The organism is Saccharibacter sp. 17.LH.SD (genome assembly GCF_009834805.1).
GTDB lineage: Bacteria > Pseudomonadota > Alphaproteobacteria > Acetobacterales > Acetobacteraceae > Saccharibacter.
Map to the genome: position 1 here is coordinate 41444 of NZ_WVHO01000012.1, position 21625 is coordinate 63068.

Here is a 21625-nt window from a genome sequence, read left to right on the forward strand (position 1 = left end):
GGATTCCCTTCGCACTCTTTTGAGGACATATCACACTATGACAACTTCTTTGTCGTTCTTTTTGAATTCGCCTCATTTATCAACGCACACACGAACGTTGTTGCTCGAGCGTATAAATCAAGAAAAAGCCCTGCCTCAATATCTTTCACCCAAAGCTTTTTCTCTATTGAAAATAGTATGTGATGACATTCTTCCTCAGGAGCTCCTTATAGGAAATACTCATCTCAATCTTGCTGTTATGATTGATCACACTTTTGCAAGTTCACGTGATGGATGGCGGTTTGCCGAATTGCCTTCTGATCTTGAGGCGTATGAAGCTGGTCTAATGACATTAGAAGCCCATGCCTATGATCTTTTTAAAACGCGTTATGAAAAACTAACATCCGATCAACGAGGCTCTCTTTTAGACCATGCTTATGATGGAACATTTTCACCTTTTGTTTCTCAAGCGCCATTAACACCCGTTCAAATGTCTCTATGGATACGCGACGTTCGAGCTGACATCCTCTCCTGTTTTTTATCTCATCCAATACCCCAAACTCTTCTTGGGTTGTCTGCAAATTTAACCGGTGGGGATGATCATTTGGAAGGATTTCCATCTATCTCTGCCAATGAAAGAAAGCCATTCGAAGCAGAGTGATCTTGTTTCTATGTTGAAAAAAAGAGTGTCGGTGTGTGATGACGAAAGAAATATCATCTCTCTTAATAAAAAGAAAAGATAAAGAGATTGAGGATGTAAAGGTTGCCTGTGAGTACTGTGGTACCCGGCTTTCTAAAAATGTACCCCAGTTTACTCACACTGTGTACAACTTTAAGAGCAAGGCATATCAACGGTTGCAGGATCTTATCCAGAATTGTCCACAGACCCCCTGTGTACAATCCCCTTTTTATAAGGGGGTACAGTACCGTCCACGAGATTCAGTACGTCAACGGGTACATGGCCGTACAATCCCCATGTACCCCAGTACACTCACAAACATGGATGTCCCTTTATGAGCCCTGAAATGCAGCATTTTTCATGTCATGATGAGGTTGATACCGTTGTGATCGGTACCGGGGCAGGTGGAGCTCCTTTAACGGCCGAATTGGCGCGTTACGGCCGTCGTGTTGTGGCGTTGGAAGCAGGTCCAGTTTTTGATGCTAAAAATTATACACCAGATGAAATAGGAGCAGGCGCCCTTTACTGGTCGCATGAACGTTTGTCTGGTGGCGAAAACCCACAAGCATTTGGTGGGAATAATAGTGGAACTGGCCTTGGAGGATCTCTTCTTCATTATGGAGCCTTTGTTCCTCGGATGGACCCCAGGGATTTCCACTTAAAAACGGAGACAGGCCAAGGAGAAGATTGGCCTTTCGACTATAAAGCACTTCTTCCCTATATCGAACGTGTTGAAGAGTTTATTGGTGTAAGCGGACCTAATCCATATCCATGGGATGAAAAGCGTCGCTATGCTTATCCCCCTCCTGCGCGCAATAGTGCAGCGCAGAAAATGCGAGAAGCCTGCGATCATTTAGGATTACGCTCTTCTGACGGTCCAGTCGCTCTGATTACGCGTGGCCGTGACCAGCCTTATTACGGTCAGCGTGATGCTTGCGTTAATTGTGGGGCGTGCCATCAAGGATGCCGCAATAGTGCAAAGTCTGGCGCTGATAATACGTGGTTACCGGCTGCGAGGGCCCATGGAGCGGAGTTGCGTACTGGTTGCATGGTGACGGGTTTTGAGCGTGACACACAGGGTCGTATTTCAGCCGTGCTTTATGTGAAGCAAGGACGAGAAGAAAGACAAAAATGTCGCTCAGTTGTCATTTCAGCCGGTGCCGTGGAGACGGCACGGTTACTCCTTCATACCGGACTTTCAAACAGTTCTGGGCAGGTAGGTCGGAATTATATGACGCATATATCGACCCAGGTATGGGGTGTTTTTGATGAGGAAACATATCCTAATAAAGGGTACCCATCTTTAACGATTACGGAAGACATGGTGCGTCCTAAGGATGCCGATTTTGCTGGCGGTTATTTGCTTCAATCGCTTGGGATGATGCCAATCACATGGTCTGTTGGCTTGGCACGGGCCGATCGTCGCCGGGGGGATGCCCTTAGTCGCGCATTGCGGCATTATAATAAAAGTGCTGGGATTGGCATGCATGGGGAAACGTTACCACGTGATGAAAATCGGGTGACATTATCTGATGAGCGGGATGATTTTGGTCTGCCCAAGCCTCGAATTGATTATACATATGGTCCTAATGAGAATGCGATGGATCGCCACGCAACGCGTTTAATGACACGATTATGGGAATCCGTTGGAGCGCAGGATATCCGTGTTTTTAGCCGAGCCGCTCATATGATTGGTACATGTCGGATGGGACACGATACTGGAACGTCCGTTGTGAATCCTCAGGGCCGTAGTTTTGACATTGAAAATCTTTGGATTAGCGATCATTCAACTTTTCCAAGTGCGGGGGCTGCCAATCCTGCTTTAACCATTATGGCGCTATCGTTGCGGACTGCGGAGGCAATGATGAAGGCTGGCTATTAATTGTCATTTAGTGATCTAGAAAAGCTTGACATAGCTTTCCTCCTTTTCTAAAGGATAGGGCGATCAATAAGGGCGGAGATAGCCGTTCTGAGATCGTTCCCTCCGCATTGGATACACCATTTTCATCTTGAAGCCTCTCCAAGAGGGGTTTTGACGTTTTAAACTTGTGAAATAGTGCGTTGATATGTGGCTTCTTATTGGGAAGTCCTTTCTGCCGAACGGTGTATCTTTAATTTATTTGTCCGATCCTGTCCTCCTGGGCACATCAAGGCGCATATTTTCATGCATCTCGCCGAATTAAAGAAAAAATCTCCCGCTGATTTGTTGACCTTTGCTGAAGAATTGGAGATTGAGAATGCGTCGTCTCTGCGCAAGCAGGACATCATGTTCGCTATTCTCAAAACTCTCGCAGAACGCGATCAGGTCGTTTATGGCGAAGGTACACTTGAGATCCTCCCTGATGGATTTGGCTTTCTCCGGAGTCCAGAAGCCAATTTTCTTCCTGGACCCGACGATATTTACATATCTCCGACTCAAGTGCGTCGTTTCGGTTTGCGCGCTGGGGATACGGTAGAGGGTGAAATCCGCGCCCCTCGTGATGGTGAGCGCTACTTCTCTCTTCTAAAAGTTAATACCATCAATTTTGAAGCGCCTGAGACTGTCCGTTCTCGTATCAATTTTGATAATCTGACGCCTCTTTTTCCAGAACGGCGTTTACGTATGGAAATTGAGCAAAAAGAAGAAGAGTCAAAGAGCGCTAAAGGGCGTGGACGTAAAGACCAGCGTGATTATACATCACGCGTGATTGACCTTGTTTCTCCGATTGGACTGGGACAGCGTGCGTTGATTGTAGCACCGCCGCGCACGGGTAAAACCGTCATGTTGCAGAGCATTGCAGCGTCTATTACGGCCAATCATCCAGATGTTTTTCTAATTGTTCTTCTTATTGATGAACGACCTGAAGAAGTGACGGATATGGCGCGTTCTGTGCGTGGGGAGGTTGTCTCATCAACCTTTGATGAGCCCGCAACGCGTCACGTTCAGGTGACGGAAATGGTTTTGGAAAAAGCCAAGCGCCTTGTTGAACATAAGCGTGATGTCGTTATTTTGTTGGACTCCATTACACGTCTTGCGCGAGCTTATAATACGGTCGTTCCTTCATCAGGGAAAGTCTTGACGGGTGGTGTGGATGCTAATGCATTACAACGTCCGAAACGTTTCTTTGGTGCTGCGCGTAACGTTGAAGAGGGTGGATCACTCACCATTATCGCAACGGCGTTGATTGATACCGGATCGCGTATGGATGAAGTGATCTTTGAAGAGTTCAAGGGGACTGGTAACTCTGAGCTCATTCTTGATCGTAAGCTTTCCGATAAACGCACCTTCCCCGCGATTGATATTACGAAATCGGGAACTCGTAAGGAAGAGCTACTCGTGGATCGGGCTGCCCTTTCCAAAATGTGGGTTCTACGGCGCATCCTTGCCCCGATGGGAACAATGGATGCAATGGACTTCTTGCTCGACAAACTTCGTTACAGCAAATCCAATCAGGATTTCTTTGACGCGATGAATAACTAAAGCGATGCGGGAAAGGATGATGTCCTCTCCCGTGTTTAAAAGGGTTGTTTAGGTTAGAGCCTGCCTTCGAGATCAAGAAGGCGGGCTTTGTCGTCTATGCCATTGAAGCCAGAATATCCACAGAGACCGTGTGCACCAACAACACGGTGACATGGAACGAGTAACAAAATGGGGTTTGCTCCGACGGCGCGCCCAACCGAACGAGCACTTCCCCCAATTTCAGAGGCGAGGTCACTATAGCGGCGTGTGTGACCGTAGGGGATTTGTCTCAGGGCCTTCCAAACACATTTTTGATAGTCTGTTCCATGGAGCATGAGGGGAAGAGTGCTGAAATCGACGGGTTGGCCGTCAAAGTAATTTTGCAGAAGTTCCCTTACCTGTATCAAAAGAGGCGTTTCCGTTTGATCGCGCCCCCAGCCTTCATCGAGAGAGACAATATATCCCTCTTCTTCACTGAGAGTGAGCGCTCCAAAAGGGGAATGGAGAGAAAGTTGTGGCATAGGAAAGTATGGCCTTTTGAAAAGGGGCGTCAATAAAGCTGATTTTCTGCTCACAGTGCTGTATGAAGGCGCTATGAGTGCCACTACCCTATCACAAACGCCTACAATTTTTGCCCTGGCTACTGGTTTAGGGCGTGCTGCTATTGCCGTGATCCGTGCAAGTGGGTCTGAAAGTGCGCGGATACTGGAAGCTTTATGTGGCGCCCTCCCTCCTGCGCGTCATGCAAGTTTTCGTCCTTTGCGGTACCGCGGAGATGTACTTGATCATGCACTGATTTTATGGCTCCCGGGACCGCGTTCTTACACGGGGGAGGATAGTTTTGAACTTCATCTCCATGCGGGCCATGCGATTATAGAATCCGTTTCAGATGCTCTTACAGCATTAGGTGCGCGCCCAGCGGAACCAGGTGAATTTACACGACGTGCGGTGCAGGCCGGGCGACTTGATCTGTTACAAGCTGAAGCTATTGCTGATTTGGTGGATGCTGAAACACAAGCGCAACGTAAGCAGGCTTTGCAGCAGGCGGATGGTGCTCTTAGCCAACTTTACAATGGGTGGAGCCAGCGGTTGCGCCATGTTCTGGCACAGCAAGAAGCTCTTATTGATTTTCCAGATGAAGAGCTTCCACCAGAGGTTGAAAGAGCTTTGCTGGAAGAATGTGCTTCTTTGCGTCGTGAGCTGAGCGAGCATTTATCAGATGAGCGCGGTGAGATAACGCGCGAAGGGCTGAAAATCGTCATTGCGGGGGCCCCAAATGTTGGGAAATCAAGCCTCCTTAATAGGCTTTGCGGTTTTGATGCGGCAATTGTAACGCATAAAGCGGGTACAACGCGGGATGCTATTCGTGTAGACTGGATTCTGGATGGCATTAAGCTTCGCTTGATTGATACAGCCGGCTTGCGAGAGACGGATGATGATATTGAAGCTGAGGGTATTAAACGTGCCTTACAGCATGTGAAGAACGCGGATATGGTTCTGCATCTTGTCGGGCCAGAAGAGACATCGTCTCCTGTCATACCGGATGCAATAAAAATACGCACGAAAACGGATTTAGCTCCCGCACGAGAGGGTGAAATAGGCATTCATACGCAGGATGAAACAGGGATTTCTGCCTTGCGTGATTATTTGAAGGCTCATATCAAGCAGTTGATGTCTGAACGCTCAGCCCCGCCTTTAACGCGTGCACGTCACCGTGCTGGTTTGGAGGAAGCGCGCCGCCATTTGGAGCAAGCAGAGCATGCTGTGTGGCCAGAGGTCCGCGGGGAAGAATTGCGTTTGGCTATGCAGGCCTTGGGGCGCTTAACAGGACATGTAGACGTTGAAGCGTTGCTGGATACTATTTTTGGACAGTTTTGCATTGGGAAATAAGAGAAACCATGACCACAAGCTATGATGTGATCGTGATTGGTGGCGGTCATGCAGGGTGTGAAGCTGCTGCGGCTTCTGCACGATTTGGTGCAGAGACGCTTCTATTAACCCAAAAACCTGAAACGATTGGCGCCATGTCCTGTAATCCAGCCATTGGTGGGATTGGTAAAGGCCATCTTGTCAGGGAGATTGATGCTTTTGATGGGTTGATGGGAAAAGCGGCTGATCGTGCAGGAATTCACTTCAAACTGTTGAATCGTTCCAAAGGGCCTGCCGTACATGGGCCACGAGCACAAGCTGATCGCTCACTCTATAAAAAAGCGATACAGGAGCTGTTGAATGAAACGCCTCATTTGACGATTGAAGCTGGGTCAGTCGGAGATTTGATCGTTCAAGAAGGACATGTTCGAGGCGTTGTGTGCGAAGATGGTCGTCAGTTCAAAGCGGGAGCTGTGGTCATCACGAGTGGTACATTCTTGCGCGGTGTCATTCATACAGGGCATGTGAAAGAGTTAGCTGGACGGATTGGTGAGGCTCCAGCCACCCAACTTGGAGAACGTCTTGAAGCGCTGGGCCTTCGTATGGGGCGTCTCAAAACAGGGACTCCTCCCCGTCTTGCTCGAGACAGCATTGATTGGGACAATTTACCGGCTGATTATGGTGATGATGACCCTGAAGCATTTAGTAGTTTGACGACGCATCTACCGGCTGAACAGCTCGTTTGTCGGGTGACTCATACAACGGCTAAAACGCACCAAATCATTCGTGATAACCTCCATCTCTCTGCCATGTATGGAGGAGAGATTGTGGGACGTGGGCCGCGATATTGCCCTTCTATTGAGGACAAAATTATTCGCTTTGCCGAACGCGATAGCCACCAAGTGTTCTTAGAACCAGAAGCTCTGCCCGGAAATCCTGGGGGTGATCTCGTTTATCCGAATGGTATTAGTACGTCGTTACCGGCATCTGTACAGGAACAAATGATTGCGACCATGCCGGGTCTTGAAAAAGCACGTATCGTCACGCCAGGCTATGCCGTTGAATATGATTATGTTGATCCCCGAGAATTACGTCCTTCTTTGGAATTAAGGCGCCTGCCCGGTTTGTATCTTGCTGGGCAAATTAATGGGACAACAGGGTATGAGGAAGCAGGCGCTCAAGGCCTTTTGGCTGGATTGAATGCGGCTCGTTCCGTTGGTGGGAAAGAGCCTCTCACGCTAGGAAGACATGAATCTTACCTGGGTGTATTAGTTGATGATCTAACACTTCACGGCATTAGTGAACCGTATCGTATGTTCACATCGCGTGCTGAATACAGACTGCTTTTGAGAGCGGATAATGCTGACCTCCGTTTAACCCCTAAAGGGATTGAGGCTGGGTGTGTCGGTGTTGAGCGGCAGACATCCTTTAATGAGATGGTCGCGCAGATCGATCAGGCGATGGCAAAAGCGAATGAGAAGATCTATTTGCCCCAGCATCTTCAAGATCAGGGCATTGATATTTCTCAGGACGGACGGAGACGGAGCCTCATTGATATTTTGGCGACACAAGTGCGTGAGGAGCAGATTTCTGCGTTAGCACCATGGTTTGCTGAATTACCGTCTCGTATTCGCCGGCATGTACAGACAGAAGCACGTTATGGTGGGTATTTACGTCGGCAAGAGAGAGATATTCAGCAGCTTCAAAATGAAACAAACCTTCTCCTTCCAGATGACCTCGATTATAGCGCGGTTGGAGGGTTAAGCCGTGAAATGCAGGAGCGTCTTTCCGAAGCGCGACCTCCAAACTTTGCTGCTGCACAGCGTGTGCGCGGCGTAACGCCTGCGGCACTTATCGCTTTATTGGCTCACATTAGGAGCCGGTCATGATGTCTGTTTCACGTGAAACACAAGAAAAGCTTGAAGCGTTTTCCTCGCTTTTAGAGCAATGGAACCGTCGTATAAATCTGGTAAGCCCGCGTGATATTCCTCATTTATGGTCGCGCCATATTGGGGATAGTTTGCAGCTTACTTCCTTCATTCCAGAAAAAGCACATATTGCAGATCTTGGCTCTGGAGGGGGGTTCCCCGGTTTAATCTTGGCGATTGCGACGGGGAATCCGGTGACTTTGATTGAGTCAGACCACCGTAAATGTGCTTTTTTACGGGAAGCAAGCCGAGTTTGCGGTGCACAGACGACGGTTATTTCAAAGCGCATAGAAGATGTTGAGATAGAACCAGCAGACATTGTGACGGCACGTGCTCTTGCGCCATTAAAAATATTATTGGGTTGGGCAGATCCGTTGCTTAAGGAAGATGGTTTTTGTCTTTTTTTAAAGGGAAGAAAAGCGCCCGATGAGTTGACCGAAGCCCGTCGTGACTGGCACATGACGTATAACTCTCTGCCGAGCCGTACAAATGAGGACGGCGTTCTTCTCAGGATCAGTGATTTCAGACGTGTCTAAAATGACCTCAAAGAATACTCGTATTATTGCTGTCGCCAACCAGAAGGGAGGTGTAGGTAAAACGACAACGAGCCTTAACCTTGCGGCAGCCTTAGCGCAGTCTCAGCGTGTTCTTTTGGTGGATCTCGACCCGCAAGGAAATGCGTCAACAGGGCTTGGGATTGCGTATGGAGAGCGTAGTCGGGGAAGTTATAGTGCTCTTATGGGCGATGATGATCCCTCTTCTCTTCCACAGAAAAGTTCGATTGCTCAACTGGATGTGATTCCAGCTAATGGGGATTTGGCAGGCGCCGAGTTAGAGATGATTGACAGTGAACGGCGTGAATATCGCCTTCATGACACATTGAAGTATGTTAAAGATAGTTACGATATCATTCTAATTGACTGTCCGCCGAGCCTTGGGCTTTTGACGTTGAATGCGTTGGTATTGGCTCAAAGTGTTTTGGTGCCGTTGCAATGTGAATTTTTTGCGTTGGAAGGAATTAGCCAATTAGTGCGCACTATTGAGCGTATTCGTCGTGCGTTTAATGCAGATCTTCATCTCGAGGGGATCGTGCTGACGATGTATGATCGCCGCAATAATTTTTCGGCTCTTGTGGCTGAGGATGCTCGGAATTTTTTTGGGGAAAAGATGTTTGAGACGCTTATTCCAAGAAATATTCGCATCCCAGAAGCGCAGAGCCACGGCCAATCCGTTTTAGAATACGCACGGCGTTCCACGGGGGCAGAAGCTTATATGGCGTTAGCTGACGAACTCCTCAAACGATTGGAAAGAAAGGGCTGACCCAATGGCTAAGAAAGGACCTCCCCGACGGTTGGGGCGTGGATTAGCTGCTCTTTTAGGAGACCAAGTTTCAGAGTTAGCGCGCGCGGGCACGACACCGAAGGAAGAAGGGATATCTATGCACCAACCTGGCGTGTTGGCTATTGATCTTTTGGCACCAAGCCCCTTTCAACCCCGTGTTTTTATGGACCCCGATCATTTAAGTGAGTTGGCGGATTCCATTCGATCTCGCGGTGTTATTCAGCCGATTCTGGTGCGTCCAGATCCTGAAAAAGAAGGGCGGTATCAAATTATTGCCGGTGAACGGCGTTGGCGTGCGTCGCAACTCGCAGGCTTGCATGAAGTGCCTGTCCACATTCGTGTTTTGGATGACACGGATGCTATGGCTGCGGCTATGGTGGAGAATCTTCAGCGGTCAGATTTAAATCCCGTTGAAGAAGCGATGGGACTTCAAAGGCTTTTGCAAGATTACAGCCTAACGCAAGAAGAGCTTGCGGGGGCGGTTGGAAAATCACGCTCTCATATTACAAATACAGTTCGGTTGCTGAATCTTCCAGAAACTGTGCTGCAGCATTTACGTGACGGTCTGCTGAGTGCGGGGCATGCACGTGCATTGCTGGGACATCCCTCCCCTATTACGGCCATGAAACTTGTGCTTGATAAAGGATTAAATGTTCGGCAAACCGAAGCCCTTGTTGCGCAAGCTAATCGAAAAGAAGGATCGCCTGTTAGAAAGGCCGCTCAGCTTCCTGAGATTGCGAAGTTGGAAGAAGACTTATCGACCCGTTTGGGATTAAAGGCGCAGATTCGGTTTAATGGGAAAGGTGGGACTCTAAAAATCAATTATGGCTCATTGGAACAGTTTGAAGAATTGATGAAATTGTTTCGGTAAAAGGGTGAGAAAAGAAATTTCTTGCGTTCTTCTTTATCCTTTGATAGAAGCGCCCTCAACGACCTACCGGTTATGGGCACATAGCTCAGTTGGTAGAGCAGCTGACTCTTAATCAGCGGGTCCTAGGTTCGAGCCCTAGTGTGCCCACCATAACTTGGTCGTTTTCCCCTGAATAAAATTGGTTGTTAGGGCAGCCGGAAAGTATTCTGTGTTTCTTTTTGAGGTTTATCTTTCTGGGTTGCTCGTTGTTTTTGTGTTGGTAATGGCCAAAAAAAGGTGGGGATTTTACGCGTCTTTTGTTGAACGATGGTTTGCTGTCCACTTTCTCCAGCATGGTCGCGTGGTTTATTTCTCTGCAAGAAAAAGCACTCTAAGATTTGATCGTTTAGATGTGTTAGATGGAGGCCTCTCTGTCCTATTGTCTTGCCAGGAAAAGTCATAATATGACGTTTTTTCAGATGATGAGATCCTGATTTATGCGTTCAGAGGTGTCTGTCCCCTCTCCTGTTTCTGGTCGGAAGCAGCCGGTCATTGCGCTTATCGGTTGTGATGGTAGTGGGAAGTCGACGGTTGGAGCAGCTCTTTTGGAAGAGTTGTCCAAAGAGCGGCCAACGGTGTTTTGTCATTTGGGAAAGCAGGCAGGGAATTTGGAACGTGTCTTACACCCAGTGCCATTTATTGGGCCTTGGGTGAGTAGGCGCGCCCATAAGGAAAATAAGCGCACACAGTCGGGAGAAAAATCAACCTTTACGGCGGTTATTACGGGGTTTATCCTCTCGATGCGTCGTGTTGTACGGTTCTCTAAGATGCGCTTGTTGCACAAAAGAGGGTTCGCGATTTTAACAGATCGTTATCCTCAAAATAACGTTCCAGGGCCGATGGATGGCCCCACTTTGGCAAATTTGAAAACGTCTGGGAAGTTTTCTCAGCTTTTGAGTCGCGTTGAGCGGTCATTCTATGCACGGATGGCGCGTTTCAAGCCAGATCTCGTTATTCGATTGAATGTTGATATTGAAACGGCGTTGAAGAGAAAGCCAGATCATCTCCGTTTTAAATTGGAACGGAAAATTAGTGATATTTCAAAACTGACCTTTGACGGGACACCCATCTTAGATTTGGATTCGACAAAGCCTCTTGATGACGTTTTGTCTCAAGCAAAAGCAGCTGTACATAAGGTTGTCGATGTTTATCCAAGACCCCGCGCCGGTGCTCTCATTTCTTTAGTAGGCTGTGATGGGTCAGGAAAATCCAGTTTAAGCGAGGATCTCGTTAAAACGCTTAATTATAAGAAGCCCACAATGTACGGCTATCTTGGCCTTGGTACGGGTGATTTAGGGCGTCGAATTGGTCATTGGCCGATTATCGGCCGCATGTTGGAAAAAAAACTACAGAGCAAAGCTAAAAAGACACGGACAAAAGGAGAAAAAATTCCAGGCTTCGTAACAGCGCTGGTTATTTTCTGCTTATCAATTGTGCGCTTGTCCCGTTTTCGGCGTGTTCAGAAGGCGGTTGAAGATGGGTATTTCGTCATTACAGATCGTTATCCACAAGCGGAAATTCCTGGTCAATGTGATGGTCCTGGCTTATCTGCCGGTCGAACGAACAATCCATTCATTCGTTTGTTAGTGCGATGGGAGCAAAAAATTTATCAAAAAATGGCCGATTATAGGCCTGATCTCGTCATTTTTTTAGATGTTGACATAGAAACGGCGTTGCAGAGAAAGCCCGATCATGATCGGGAAACGTTGGCACCTAAATTTGATATTATGCCTCGCCTTACATTTAATAATGCTCCCAAAGTTACACTTGATGCGCGTCGTGCGTACTTGACAGTCCGTGAGGATATTTTAGAAACATTACGTCGGCGGGGTTTAATGTGACGTTTCTTTCTCCCCTCTTGATAAGAAGGCGTTAATGCGCTCGATGATTTTAGAGGGAGGTTGAAATCGGTCACGGTGGTAGCTTTGCGTTCCATTGAGTTTTTTCTCAATGATCGTGTCGTGCATATCTCCCATCATACCGTTAACCGTCGCTAGATATTCTGACAGTTGGTTAAGCTGATGCGATGGCCGTATTGTGCGTAAAGTATCGTTAAAAGAGACACGCCGACTGATGATTTTACGCATAACATGAAACTCATGACCCGTCGTTGATTGAAGTGTTGTCATGAGACGAGCGAGCTTTTTATTTTGTTTCTTTTGGTAGTTGAGAATATCCTCGGGAGATCCCAGGCGGATGATGATCAAAGGAAGTCGAATAAGCCAATAAAATGGGGGCGTGAGCATATACCATAGGAGGAGGCCATTAAGTAATGTGGCTGTACGCTGGTGGTTTTTAAACGCATCCTGCATATTTCCCATAATAATTGTAATAATATGGAGCAAAATGGGGTAGCGGTGCGACTGGGCGAAGTTTGCACATGCAAAGCGCATATGTTTGAACTTGGCACGTGCATATTTAAAATCACGTTGTTCTTCAGGGCTAGCATGACCCGAGCACGCAATCTTTAGTGTAAGACGACTGAAGGCACGTCTATTTACGCCCTGTTCCAGCAGCTGCCAGCAAAGACGATAACCCTCTCCAACCTCCTGTGGTGTACAGAGAGGGAGGACATTTGTAGGGAGCGGCGTATCGAAGTGAGGGACGTCATCCAACAAGATATACTCAAAAACAGTGTCCAGCTGTTCTTGCGGAGCTTCAGGCTTGTCAAAACGGGATTTTAAGAAGCGGAAAGGAATCATAACTCAATCATACGACAAAGGGGTAAGAACGTGAAAAGTCAGGAGGCGATGTCTTGCTCGTGCGGTGGAATAATGAATCTACGCCGCAAAAAGGTGATCATGGTTAACCCAAAGGTGAGCAATGTGAGGAAGATCATGCCAATTGTATAAGCAAACCCTACGCCATTAAGGCCATAACGATGGCCCATCGTGATGAGTAAGGGGATATACACGGCAACAGCGATGAATTGTACATACATGATGTATCGTGCACGTCCTGCTGTGTAGAGAACGCCTTCCATGGATAAGCCAGCCATGAAGAAAATTAAGGAAGGTGACATCCAGACCATGAGTTGCGCTGCATCAGCGTAGCGATGCCCAAAAATGCTAATGACAGGCTTACCGCCAATATAAACAACCAACGTAGCGACAATACCAATCAGTGCAGATAAGAGTGATGTATGGAGAGCTAAACGCCACGGTTCTTGTGTACGAGGATCTAAGCGTACCACCTCTGGATAATAGCTTTTTTCGAGTAATTTGGCTGGTCTCTGCACGGAATCAAGAAAAGTGGTTGCTAGTCGATAAAGACCGGATGCCGACGTTCCTAAGATACGCCCAATGATCAAATTTGTAACGGGCTCCCAAGCTGATTCTAAGACCACATTGATGCTTGTAGCCCATACAAAACTCCATGATCCTTTGGGCATTTCGCGTGTTGCGCGGAAGAGGTCTGGGCGGAAAGCATCACGTAGATTATGACGTTTTAATTCTATCCAGGCTGTGATCCACATATAAAGTTGGCCTGCTAGGGCTCCAAGAAACCACGCCCAGACGAAACCAACCAAACCACCTTTTGTAAAGAAGACAATGGCGCACAGGATGGCACGAACAGTAGGTGTGACAACTTGTTGATTCGAGACGATATCAACACGGTCAAATAGACGGAGAATGCCGTAAACACTGGAAGCACTCATGCCTGGAATGAGGATGCAATAGAGAAGGACAAGGTGTTTATGGTGCGCGTGAATCCCTAAAGGATGACTGAATAAAAGGAGAGCCCCAACACCTGCGATTGTACCGATAAGGCTTGTACAAAGATCGAGGCCAAGGGCAAATTGAATGGTCGTTTTTACACGATCCCGGTTTCCGTTCTTCCAGGGGATTGACGCATAATGGAGGACAATCTGCCAGCTCTGAAACTGGGCGATGGAGCTCACACTTTCGGCATAGGCCCCGATCATTGTAAGCACACCAAAATCATGCGGGCGCAAACCACGACCGGTGCAGATTAAGGCAACAAGCCCTAAGAGGGCTCCAATAAATTTTGTAGATCCTAATTTACCCGTATTTTTTAAAATAGATTTAAAAAGAGTGTCACTACGAAACCACCATTTCGTCATGAGTGCGTTTCTCCAAAATCAGGGAGAGAGTTAACGCATATGATACGCCACGACCCTTCAATATATTCGATAATGGAGACGGATAGATTCTGGATAGTAAAATAAAGCGCTGTATCAGGTGAAATTGAGAGACAGTGCGCGAGAGCCATGCGGATAGCACCACCATGGCTTAGAATGATCATGTCCTGTTTTGGGTGTGTCTCTGCTAGATGATCAAGTGCCCGGCCGACACGACGTTTAACTGTCTCCATATTTTCTCCGCCTGGAGGTGTTTCCATGGCTGAAATGGACCAGAAAGGATGAGGAGGTTGGTGCAGGAGTGACGGAAATTTGTCATGGGGCGTCCCACTCCACTCCCCGATTGATTGTTCGGTAAAGGCTTGGTTTATTTCAATAGGGTGTGAGATTTTCCCAGCAGCTTGAATGGTCGCTCCTGTGTCTTGAGCCCGTTTGAGCGGAGAGCTAAACCAAAGGGCCTTCGGAGGGAGTTGTTTTGCTAAAGCGGAATAGGCATTACGTTGTGTTTGGAGGGCCTGTGGGCAAAGGGGTACATCTAGGGTGCCATACATGGTCTGACGTGCCACTTCGTCAACAACCCCGTGGCGAATAAGCCAAAAACGCGTTGTTCCTGAGGGGAGGCCTGGTCCGTCAAGAAAATGAGCCTGAGGGTCGATCTTTTTGTGCGTCCTTGTTTTCACAAGTCAGGTCTCCGTTCTTCCATGACAAGGGCGCATAGCGAGGAATAAGATTTGCTTCAAGAAGAACTTTCTCATTTTATGTCTTATGAGGGAGGTCTCTTCAATGAAGAGGTAGGACAAAGATCTCATTGCTTTCTCGTAAGGGAGAGGACTATAGAAGACAAAGAAGAAAAATATTAATAAAAAGTAAAATAAAATATGCCTGATCATTGGGGGTATTTGCAATAATTGATAAAAATAGATAATATTTTCATCTAATTAAGGGATAATTCATGGGGTAACATTCAAAGACGGTCCCTTTTTTCTGACCGTGTCGGCTAAATTACTGGGAAATGAAGGAAGGGGATAATTTCTCTTTCAGGATAAGGGCTCTTCTTTATGCGTATTCTTCTGACGGGTGGGTGTGGTTTTATAGGCTCGGCTGTTGTGCGATATCTTATTGAACAGACGTCGCATGATGTACTCAATGTTGATTGCATGACATATGCTGGGTCAGCTGAGAATGTCGCGTCTGTTTCAGAAAATGCGCGATATCGTCACGCGTTAGTCAATATTATAGATGCGAAAGCTCTTAAGCCCCTTTTTGAATCCTATCAGCCAGAAGCCGTTATGCATCTGGCTGCAGAAAGTCATGTGGATCGTTCCATTGATGGGCCTGGGGCGTTTGTACAGACGAACGTCACAGGAACTTACACGCTATTGGAGGTTGCCCGCGGGTACTGGAATAAATTATCCTCTGAACGGCAAAAGAAATTTCGGTTTCAGCATATTTCTACGGACGAGGTGTTCGGGCATTTGGATGAAAATGATCCTCCTTTTACAGAAAAAACACCCTACGATCCCCGGAGTCCCTATTCAGCGACGAAAGCTGCTTCAGATCATCTTGTCCGGGCATGGTACAGTACTTATGGCCTTCCCTGTTTGGTTACGAACACAACAAATAATTATGGGCCCTTCCATTTTCCTGAGAAGCTTATTCCATTAATGATTATCAAAGCGCTTCGAGGAGAAGAGTTGCCTGTTTACGGACAGGGTAAGAACATTCGAGATTGGCTCTATGTTGAGGACCATGCTGAAGCACTCGTAAGAGCTGTTGAACGTGGCAAGCCAGGCGATACTTACGCAATTGGTGCACGACAGCCGCATGATAATTTAGAGGTTGTTAAGAAAATTTGTGCTATCCTCGACGAGCTACGGCCAGACGAGGCGGGGCCGCGTGAAAGGTTGATCCGTTTTGTGTCTGATCGTCCGGGCCATGATTTTCGGTATGAGATCGATCCATCCCATGCGGAAGAAGCGTTGGAGTGGAAAGCTACGCACGACTTGGATACGGGATTACGTAAAACAATTCAGTGGTATTTGAATCATTCGGCGTGGTGGCAGCCCATTCTTGAGCATCGTTATAAGGGGCATCGCCTCGGAGGAGGATCATGATTATATCATCGACCAAGACTATGCCTCAGACAAAGGGGATTTTGTTATCTGGTGGGTCTGGTACACGCCTTCACCCCATGACATTAGCGGCATCGAAGCAGCTCCTGCCTGTTTACGATAAACCGATGATTTTCTACCCGCTCTCCACGCTGATCCTTGCTGGTATTCGGGATATTATGATCATCACGACACCACATGATCTTCCGCAGTTCCAGCGCTTGTTGGGTGATGGGAAGACTTTTGGGGTCCAGTTCACATACCGAGCGCAGCCGAGCCCTGATGGGATCGCTCAGGCGTTTCTTATTGCAGAAGATTGGCTCGCAGGCTCGCCTTGTGCCTTGGCGTTGGGCGATAATCTCATTTTTGCTGATCGCTTAGAGTTTATGCTTTTCAATGCAACGCGGCGGCAGCTTGGGGCCACTGTTTTTGCATATCAGGTTCGTGACCCAGAGCGGTATGGGGTTGTGACGTTTGATGAAACAGGGCGCGCATTAGATATCATTGAAAAACCGAAAAATCCTGAATCCAATTGGGCTGTGACAGGATTGTATTTTTATGATCATCGTGTGTGTGAGATGGCGCATAAGGTAAAGCCAAGTGCGCGTGGAGAGCTCGAGATTACGGATTTGAACCATCTGTATCTTGAAGAAGGCACATTGCAAGTAGATCACCTTGATCGTGGTTGTGCATGGTTGGATGCAGGGACTCCTGATAGCTTGATGCAGGCAGGCACCTTTGTTCAGGCTATTCAGTCACGGCAAGGGCTGTTGGTTGGGTCGCCAACGGAAGCGGCTTTCCGGATGGGGTTTATTTCTGTTGATCAACTTCGCGAACGCGGAGAGAGCATGCATAAAACAGCCCTTGGGCAGATGCTGATCAAAGTTGCGGATGGTAGCAAACATCCTTCCAAGCATAAGAAGTAAGAGTTGGAGAGAATTTTATGAAGGTTACCCCTCTTTCTCTATCTGAGGTTTTACTCATAACACCTCCCCGATTCGAAGATAGCCGCGGTTTTTTTTCTGAAACATATAATGTTCAACGGATGAAGGACGCTGGGATTTCCGAAACTTTTGTGCAGGATAATCAGAGTCTTTCACGGCAGAAGGGGGTTGTGCGTGGGTTACATTGTCAGCTCGCGCCATATGCCCAGGGAAAGTTGGTTCGTGTGACGCGAGGCTCTATTTGGGATGTGGCTGTTGATGCGCGGACAGGCTCTCCCACATATGGGCAATGGGCTGGGGCAGAGCTATCTGCGTCAAACTGGTCGCAATTATGGATTCCAGCAGGGTTCCTCCATGGTTTTGTCACGTTGGAGGAAAACACAGAGGTGCAGTACAAATGCACCGCTCTCTATAACAAAGCTTCTGAGCGGAGCGTGCGCTGGGATTGTAAAGAGATTGGTATTGATTGGCCAGTTGACCCAGAACAGGTTGTTCTATCAGAAAAAGATCTTGCTTCTCCGTCGTTTTCTGCGGCCAAAGACTGGTTTTCTTACACAGGATAATTGTTATGATGTCTCCTTCACTCATCCTGGTTATTGGCCGCCAAGGACAATTGGCAACGTCGTTACGTCAGCTGGGAGGCACGGACGTTGCGACCATTGGTCGCCCAGATTATGATTTGGAGCGTCCTGAGCAAATTGCTGATATCTTGGAGCGGTTAAATCCAAAATTTGTTGTTAATGCAGCGGCATGGACGGCTGTGGATTTAGCTGAGAGTGAAGAAGCATCGGCGAAGAAGGCTAATCATACAGGGCCGGCCTTTCTGGCTCGAGAATGTATGACGCGTGATATTCCTTTCATTCATGTATCCACGGATTATGTCTTTGATGGACGCAAAGGGACACCTTATGTGGAGAGTGATCCAATTGCGCCAGCAACGGCTTATGGCCGAACAAAGGCTGCTGGTGAGCAAGCCATTTTGGCAATGAATGGTAAGAATATTATTTTGCGGACAGCGTGGGTCTATTCGGCGTATGGAAAGAATTTTGTGCGGACGATGCTTAATGCTGGTGCAAAAAATCCGGTGTTACGTGTTGTTGGGGATCAACGTGGAAATCCAACAAGTGCAGATGATTTAGCCCGCGTTATTCTTGGTATTATAGCCAAAATCCGTGAAACAGGATGGAAGCCTGCCTATGCTGGAGTTTTCCATGCAACCGGTGGTGGGGACTCTGCAACATGGTATGATCTTGCCTCTGTTACATTGAAAGAGGCAGAGCGATATGGGCAACCATTGCCTGAAATTCAGGCCATTAAAACAGAAGACTGGCCTACTCCTGCCCCTCGCCCGGCAGATTCACGATTAAGCAATGAGAAATTAGAACGTATTTTTGGTTTACGTCTTCCTGACTGGAAGCAGAGCGTTGCTGCGACTGTGCAGCGTCTTATGAAAGGCCTGTAAAGGAATAGATATTATGTTGTGGAAACGCTCGGCTAAGGATCCTAGTGCTGTGCCTGTCATAGACATGAAGACCCTTATTATTATTCATGTCATGTTGGTTGTGTTTATTTTTTTGCTTCATTGGAGAATTGTTACATTAAGTGATTTTTAGTTTAGGTTCTGTTAGAATTTAAGACAATCAACTGAAGCAGCGACGTAGAGCACGGATATGAAAGATGAAGCTGTTTTTTCATAGCGTGTTGCCGCTGCCCTTCATTTCTTGAGCCTTGCCCAGAGATTTTCCACCAACTGTCTATTTCTGTATGCATATTGTGGGCAGCCAGCTATTAAGTCCCAGTTTAGAAGGAATGGCACGCCATTTCGTGCCATTCTGATGACGCCAGAAAATGGCTGAAACAGTTCATCTCAGATAATGTGGAGCTTTCTTACCTTTGGGGCGCTATTCTTCAATTAAGTGATTGAGGCGGAGTCACATCCTGTCAGAAATGACGCTGTCCGTCATACTCATCCCTTCCATATAGGAAGAAACGTTATTCCTTAAATTCTAACAGACCCTAAGGGCGCACAATGATCATAATCACAATAACCATCATTAAAACGGTGGGGATTTCATTCACCAAACGGTAGAAACGTTCGTCATGCGTGTTTCTACCGCTAGCAAACCCCTTCCACCAACGCGCGCAGGCACCGTGAAACGCAAACATTCCCACAACACATAACAACTTCACCCACCACCAAGCAGCATGCCAGTCAATTACACCCGGAAGGGACGCTATAATAGCCCCTGTAAGAAGCGTCACACACATGGCCGGCGTCATGATCTGTCGCAATAAACGTTTTTCCATTAATGAAAAACGCTCACTCTCCGAAGAACCTTTTGACACTTGTGTGTGGTAAACAAAAAGACGAGGCAGATAAAACAATCCCGCCATCCAAGAAATAAATGCCATGACATGAAGGGCAAGAATCCAACTTAAATGGCCCATTAAAAACAATGTCACGGCATTTACTCTCCTTATCTACTTTTTGACGCCTGGCGCCACTTTAGCTTCTATCAATGGCAACACTTCGGACAAATGTTGCACACGTACAAACCCTTCAACCGGCCAGTACGGTGGTAATGGATGCCCATCATCACGTAATAAAATACACGACATTCCTGCCCGGCGTGCCGCATCAGCTCCCGTATCGCTATCTTCTACAACCACAGCTTCTGTCGGTAACACACCTTCCTGACGCGCGGCATAAAGATAAACCTCGGGATCTGGTTTTGGATGATGCATATCCACTGCCGAATGAATACGATCCTCTGGTAGATATGTATCCATTCCCGTACGATGAAATTTGGCTTCCATCTCAGCCATCGAAGAATTAGAGCCCACCCTTATCGGAATATGATGGGCGACCAAAGCCTTTAAAAGCTCTGGAGCTCCATCAACAGGGGACGCCCCCTTCTTCATCATATCAACCAACCCCTGACGCAGCCGATCTGCCGTGTCAGGGGGGAGCGGATGTCCTGAAAGTTTACTGAGCTCACGCGCAACTTGAGGAAGCGCCTTCCCGGCAAAACGCTCCAACGCCTCTTGGTCACTCATCTCCAAACCGATGGAACGGGCAAAACGTGCTGTCGCGTGACACGAAGGACGCTCACTATCAATGAGCACACCATCGCAATCAAAAATAACCAATTTCAGGCCATTTCTTAGCTCAGTAGCGGGCATTACACGTTCCTTATTGTTTCAACCAATGTTGCCACATGCTCGGGTGGTGTTTGCTTCATCACCCCATGCCCTAGATTGAAGATATGAGCGCGCCCTTTCAAGGTATCACGTATCCGCTTCGCCTCCTGCACCAAACGCTCCCCGCCATTGAGCAACGTCATAGGGTCCAAATTTCCTTGAAGCGTGATATGCTCAGGCACCATTTTGGCAATCTTAGGCAGGTCAGCAACCGTATCAAGTGCTAGAGTATTTATACCCGTCTTCGTCGCATATTCCTCAACCATCACCCCACCTAAGCGTGGAAAGCCGATAATAGGCGTTTCAGGATGGTGCTTCCGAATATGCTCAACAATGATGCGCGTTGGCTCAATAACGTAACGGCGAAACTCCTCAGGCGGAAGCAAGCCTCCCCAAGAATCAAAGAGCATTACCGCTTCCGCTCCAGCTTCTATCTGCCCACACAACATTTTTGCTGTATTACGTGTCAAAAGATCCATTAACGCATCATAAAGTGCTGGATTTTTCTGCATGAGCTGGCGCGTATGCATAAAATCACGCGATCCACCGCCCTCAATCATGTAGCATGATACGGTGAAGGGGCTTCCTGCAAAGCCTAATAATGTTGTTTCTTTAGGAAGTTCTTTTGTTAGTCGACGCAAAGCTTCCCGAACTGGAGCCGTTGCCTCCATCAGGCGATCTTCATCCAACATCTGAAGATCATGCTCTGAACGAATAGGAGACAGAATAGGCCCTCGCCCCTCTTCAAAACGCAGAGACTGGCCCATAGCCCATGGAAGAATCAAAATATCAGAAAAAAGAATGGCGCCATCCATGTGATAGCGACGAATAGGCTGAAGCGTCAGTTCAACAGCAATATCCGGGGTCATGCACCGTGTTAAAAAATCAGCCTTTTCCCGCTGAGCGCGAAACTCAGGAAGGTAACGTCCGGCTTGTCGCATAAGCCAGACAGGAGGTGGCCACACAGCCTCTCCTCGGAGAGCGCGAAGAAGGGGCTTAGTTTCAGCCATTGCTGAGGAAATCTTTTTTTCGTGAGACATGATACCAATTGATAAAAGAAAAGAATGAGAGATGTAAGAGAAAATTGCAGGATTTGTGATCTTCTTATTCAATAAAATTCCA

The 21625-nt window shown here is 47.5% G+C and carries 21 protein-coding genes and 1 tRNA gene; 15 read left to right on the forward strand and 7 right to left on the reverse strand.

Going from position 1 to position 21625, the window contains the following annotated elements; translation table 11 throughout:
• Positions 1–37: 37 nt before the first annotated feature.
• The 3 genes from GS501_RS08805 (at position 38) to rho (ending at position 4118) form a co-directional block, all read left to right on the forward strand.
• On the forward strand, positions 38–640 hold the full coding sequence (locus tag GS501_RS08805; protein WP_160831506.1) for a gluconate 2-dehydrogenase subunit 3 family protein: 603 nt from the start codon (positions 38–40) through the stop codon (positions 638–640).
• A gap of 352 nt (positions 641–992) precedes the next feature.
• On the forward strand, positions 993–2540 hold the full coding sequence (locus GS501_RS08810; protein ID WP_237442501.1) for a GMC family oxidoreductase: 1548 nt from the start codon (positions 993–995) through the stop codon (positions 2538–2540).
• Between the two features lie 282 nt (positions 2541–2822).
• Entirely contained in the window at positions 2823–4118 is a 1296-nt protein-coding gene (gene rho / locus GS501_RS08815) for a transcription termination factor Rho (protein ID WP_160831507.1), read from the forward strand.
• 53 nt (positions 4119–4171) lie between these two features.
• Here the strand turns inward: rho and GS501_RS08820 are convergent, their stop codons facing one another.
• Positions 4172–4618, reverse strand: coding sequence for a methylated-DNA--[protein]-cysteine S-methyltransferase (locus GS501_RS08820; RefSeq protein ID WP_160831508.1), 447 nt, complete (start codon positions 4616–4618; stop codon positions 4172–4174).
• A 73-nt stretch (positions 4619–4691) separates the two neighbouring features.
• Between GS501_RS08820 and mnmE the strand changes: the two genes are divergently transcribed.
• The 7 genes from mnmE (at position 4692) to GS501_RS09895 (ending at position 11986) form a co-directional block, all read left to right on the forward strand.
• Positions 4692–5987 (forward strand): tRNA uridine-5-carboxymethylaminomethyl(34) synthesis GTPase MnmE, encoded by a 1296-nt coding sequence (mnmE, locus tag GS501_RS08825; protein WP_160831509.1) that lies wholly within the window; start codon positions 4692–4694, stop codon positions 5985–5987.
• An 8-nt stretch (positions 5988–5995) separates the two neighbouring features.
• Positions 5996–7855, forward strand: a complete 1860-nt coding sequence (mnmG, locus tag GS501_RS08830) for a tRNA uridine-5-carboxymethylaminomethyl(34) synthesis enzyme MnmG (protein WP_160831510.1) — start codon at positions 5996–5998, stop codon at positions 7853–7855.
• Complete coding sequence (gene rsmG, locus GS501_RS08835) at positions 7852–8430, forward strand: 16S rRNA (guanine(527)-N(7))-methyltransferase RsmG (protein WP_160831511.1); 579 nt, start codon at positions 7852–7854, stop codon at positions 8428–8430. The genes mnmG and rsmG overlap by 4 nt, the downstream gene beginning before the upstream one ends.
• 1 nt (position 8431) lies before the next feature.
• Positions 8432–9214 (forward strand): ParA family protein, encoded by a 783-nt coding sequence (locus GS501_RS08840; protein WP_160831671.1) that lies wholly within the window; start codon positions 8432–8434, stop codon positions 9212–9214.
• 4 nt (positions 9215–9218) lie between these two features.
• Entirely contained in the window at positions 9219–10106 is an 888-nt protein-coding gene (locus tag GS501_RS08845) for a ParB/RepB/Spo0J family partition protein (protein WP_160831512.1), read from the forward strand.
• A 74-nt stretch (positions 10107–10180) separates the two neighbouring features.
• Positions 10181–10256 (forward strand) — tRNA-Lys (locus GS501_RS08850).
• Positions 10257–10582: 326 nt separating this feature from the next.
• Positions 10583–11986 carry a hypothetical protein gene (locus GS501_RS09895; protein ID WP_202405384.1) on the forward strand — a complete coding sequence of 468 codons (1404 nt, stop codon included), beginning with the start codon at positions 10583–10585 and terminating at the stop codon, positions 11984–11986.
• Here the strand turns inward: GS501_RS09895 and GS501_RS08860 are convergent.
• The 3 genes from GS501_RS08860 to GS501_RS08870 are packed head-to-tail and all read right to left on the reverse strand — an operon-like array spanning position 11978 to position 14927.
• Entirely contained in the window at positions 11978–12847 is an 870-nt protein-coding gene (locus GS501_RS08860) for a hypothetical protein (protein WP_160831513.1), read from the reverse strand. The genes GS501_RS09895 and GS501_RS08860 overlap by 9 nt on opposite strands.
• 38 nt (positions 12848–12885) lie before the next feature.
• Positions 12886–14229: a lipopolysaccharide biosynthesis protein gene (locus GS501_RS08865; RefSeq protein ID WP_160831514.1), complete on the reverse strand. Its 1344-nt coding sequence runs from the start codon at positions 14227–14229 to the stop codon at positions 12886–12888.
• On the reverse strand, positions 14226–14927 hold the full coding sequence (locus GS501_RS08870; RefSeq protein WP_370517983.1) for a histidine phosphatase family protein: 702 nt from the start codon (positions 14925–14927) through the stop codon (positions 14226–14228). Before GS501_RS08870 ends, GS501_RS08865 begins: the two co-directional genes overlap by 4 nt.
• 378 nt (positions 14928–15305) lie before the next feature.
• Between GS501_RS08870 and rfbB the strand changes: the two genes are divergently transcribed.
• Genes rfbB through GS501_RS09900 form a run of 5 tightly spaced genes read left to right on the forward strand, consistent with a single transcriptional unit; the run spans position 15306 to position 18915 of the window.
• Complete coding sequence (rfbB, locus tag GS501_RS08875; protein WP_160831515.1) at positions 15306–16361, forward strand: dTDP-glucose 4,6-dehydratase; 1056 nt, start codon at positions 15306–15308, stop codon at positions 16359–16361.
• Positions 16362–16381: 20 nt separating this feature from the next.
• Positions 16382–17284 (forward strand): glucose-1-phosphate thymidylyltransferase RfbA, encoded by a 903-nt coding sequence (gene rfbA / locus GS501_RS08880; RefSeq protein WP_202405385.1) that lies wholly within the window; start codon positions 16382–16384, stop codon positions 17282–17284.
• A gap of 17 nt (positions 17285–17301) precedes the next feature.
• Positions 17302–17865, forward strand: coding sequence for a dTDP-4-dehydrorhamnose 3,5-epimerase (rfbC, locus tag GS501_RS08885; RefSeq protein WP_160831517.1), 564 nt, complete (start codon positions 17302–17304; stop codon positions 17863–17865).
• Between the two features lie 5 nt (positions 17866–17870).
• Positions 17871–18764, forward strand: coding sequence for a dTDP-4-dehydrorhamnose reductase (gene rfbD / locus GS501_RS08890; RefSeq protein ID WP_160831518.1), 894 nt, complete (start codon positions 17871–17873; stop codon positions 18762–18764).
• A 13-nt stretch (positions 18765–18777) separates the two neighbouring features.
• Positions 18778–18915: a hypothetical protein gene (locus GS501_RS09900; RefSeq protein WP_202405386.1), complete on the forward strand. Its 138-nt coding sequence runs from the start codon at positions 18778–18780 to the stop codon at positions 18913–18915.
• Between the two features lie 403 nt (positions 18916–19318).
• On the opposite strand, the gene hemJ is transcribed toward GS501_RS09900, so the two are convergent.
• From hemJ to hemE, 3 genes are read right to left on the reverse strand one after another with little or no spacing between them, the layout of a single operon-like run.
• Positions 19319–19750, reverse strand: coding sequence for a protoporphyrinogen oxidase HemJ (gene hemJ / locus GS501_RS08900; RefSeq protein ID WP_160831673.1), 432 nt, complete (start codon positions 19748–19750; stop codon positions 19319–19321).
• A gap of 33 nt (positions 19751–19783) precedes the next feature.
• Positions 19784–20485, reverse strand: a complete 702-nt coding sequence (locus GS501_RS08905) for an HAD family phosphatase (protein ID WP_160831519.1) — start codon at positions 20483–20485, stop codon at positions 19784–19786.
• Positions 20485–21513 carry a uroporphyrinogen decarboxylase gene (gene hemE / locus GS501_RS08910; RefSeq protein ID WP_370517984.1) on the reverse strand — a complete coding sequence of 343 codons (1029 nt, stop codon included), beginning with the start codon at positions 21511–21513 and terminating at the stop codon, positions 20485–20487. The genes GS501_RS08905 and hemE overlap by 1 nt, the downstream gene beginning before the upstream one ends.
• Positions 21514–21625: the final 112 nt, after the last annotated feature.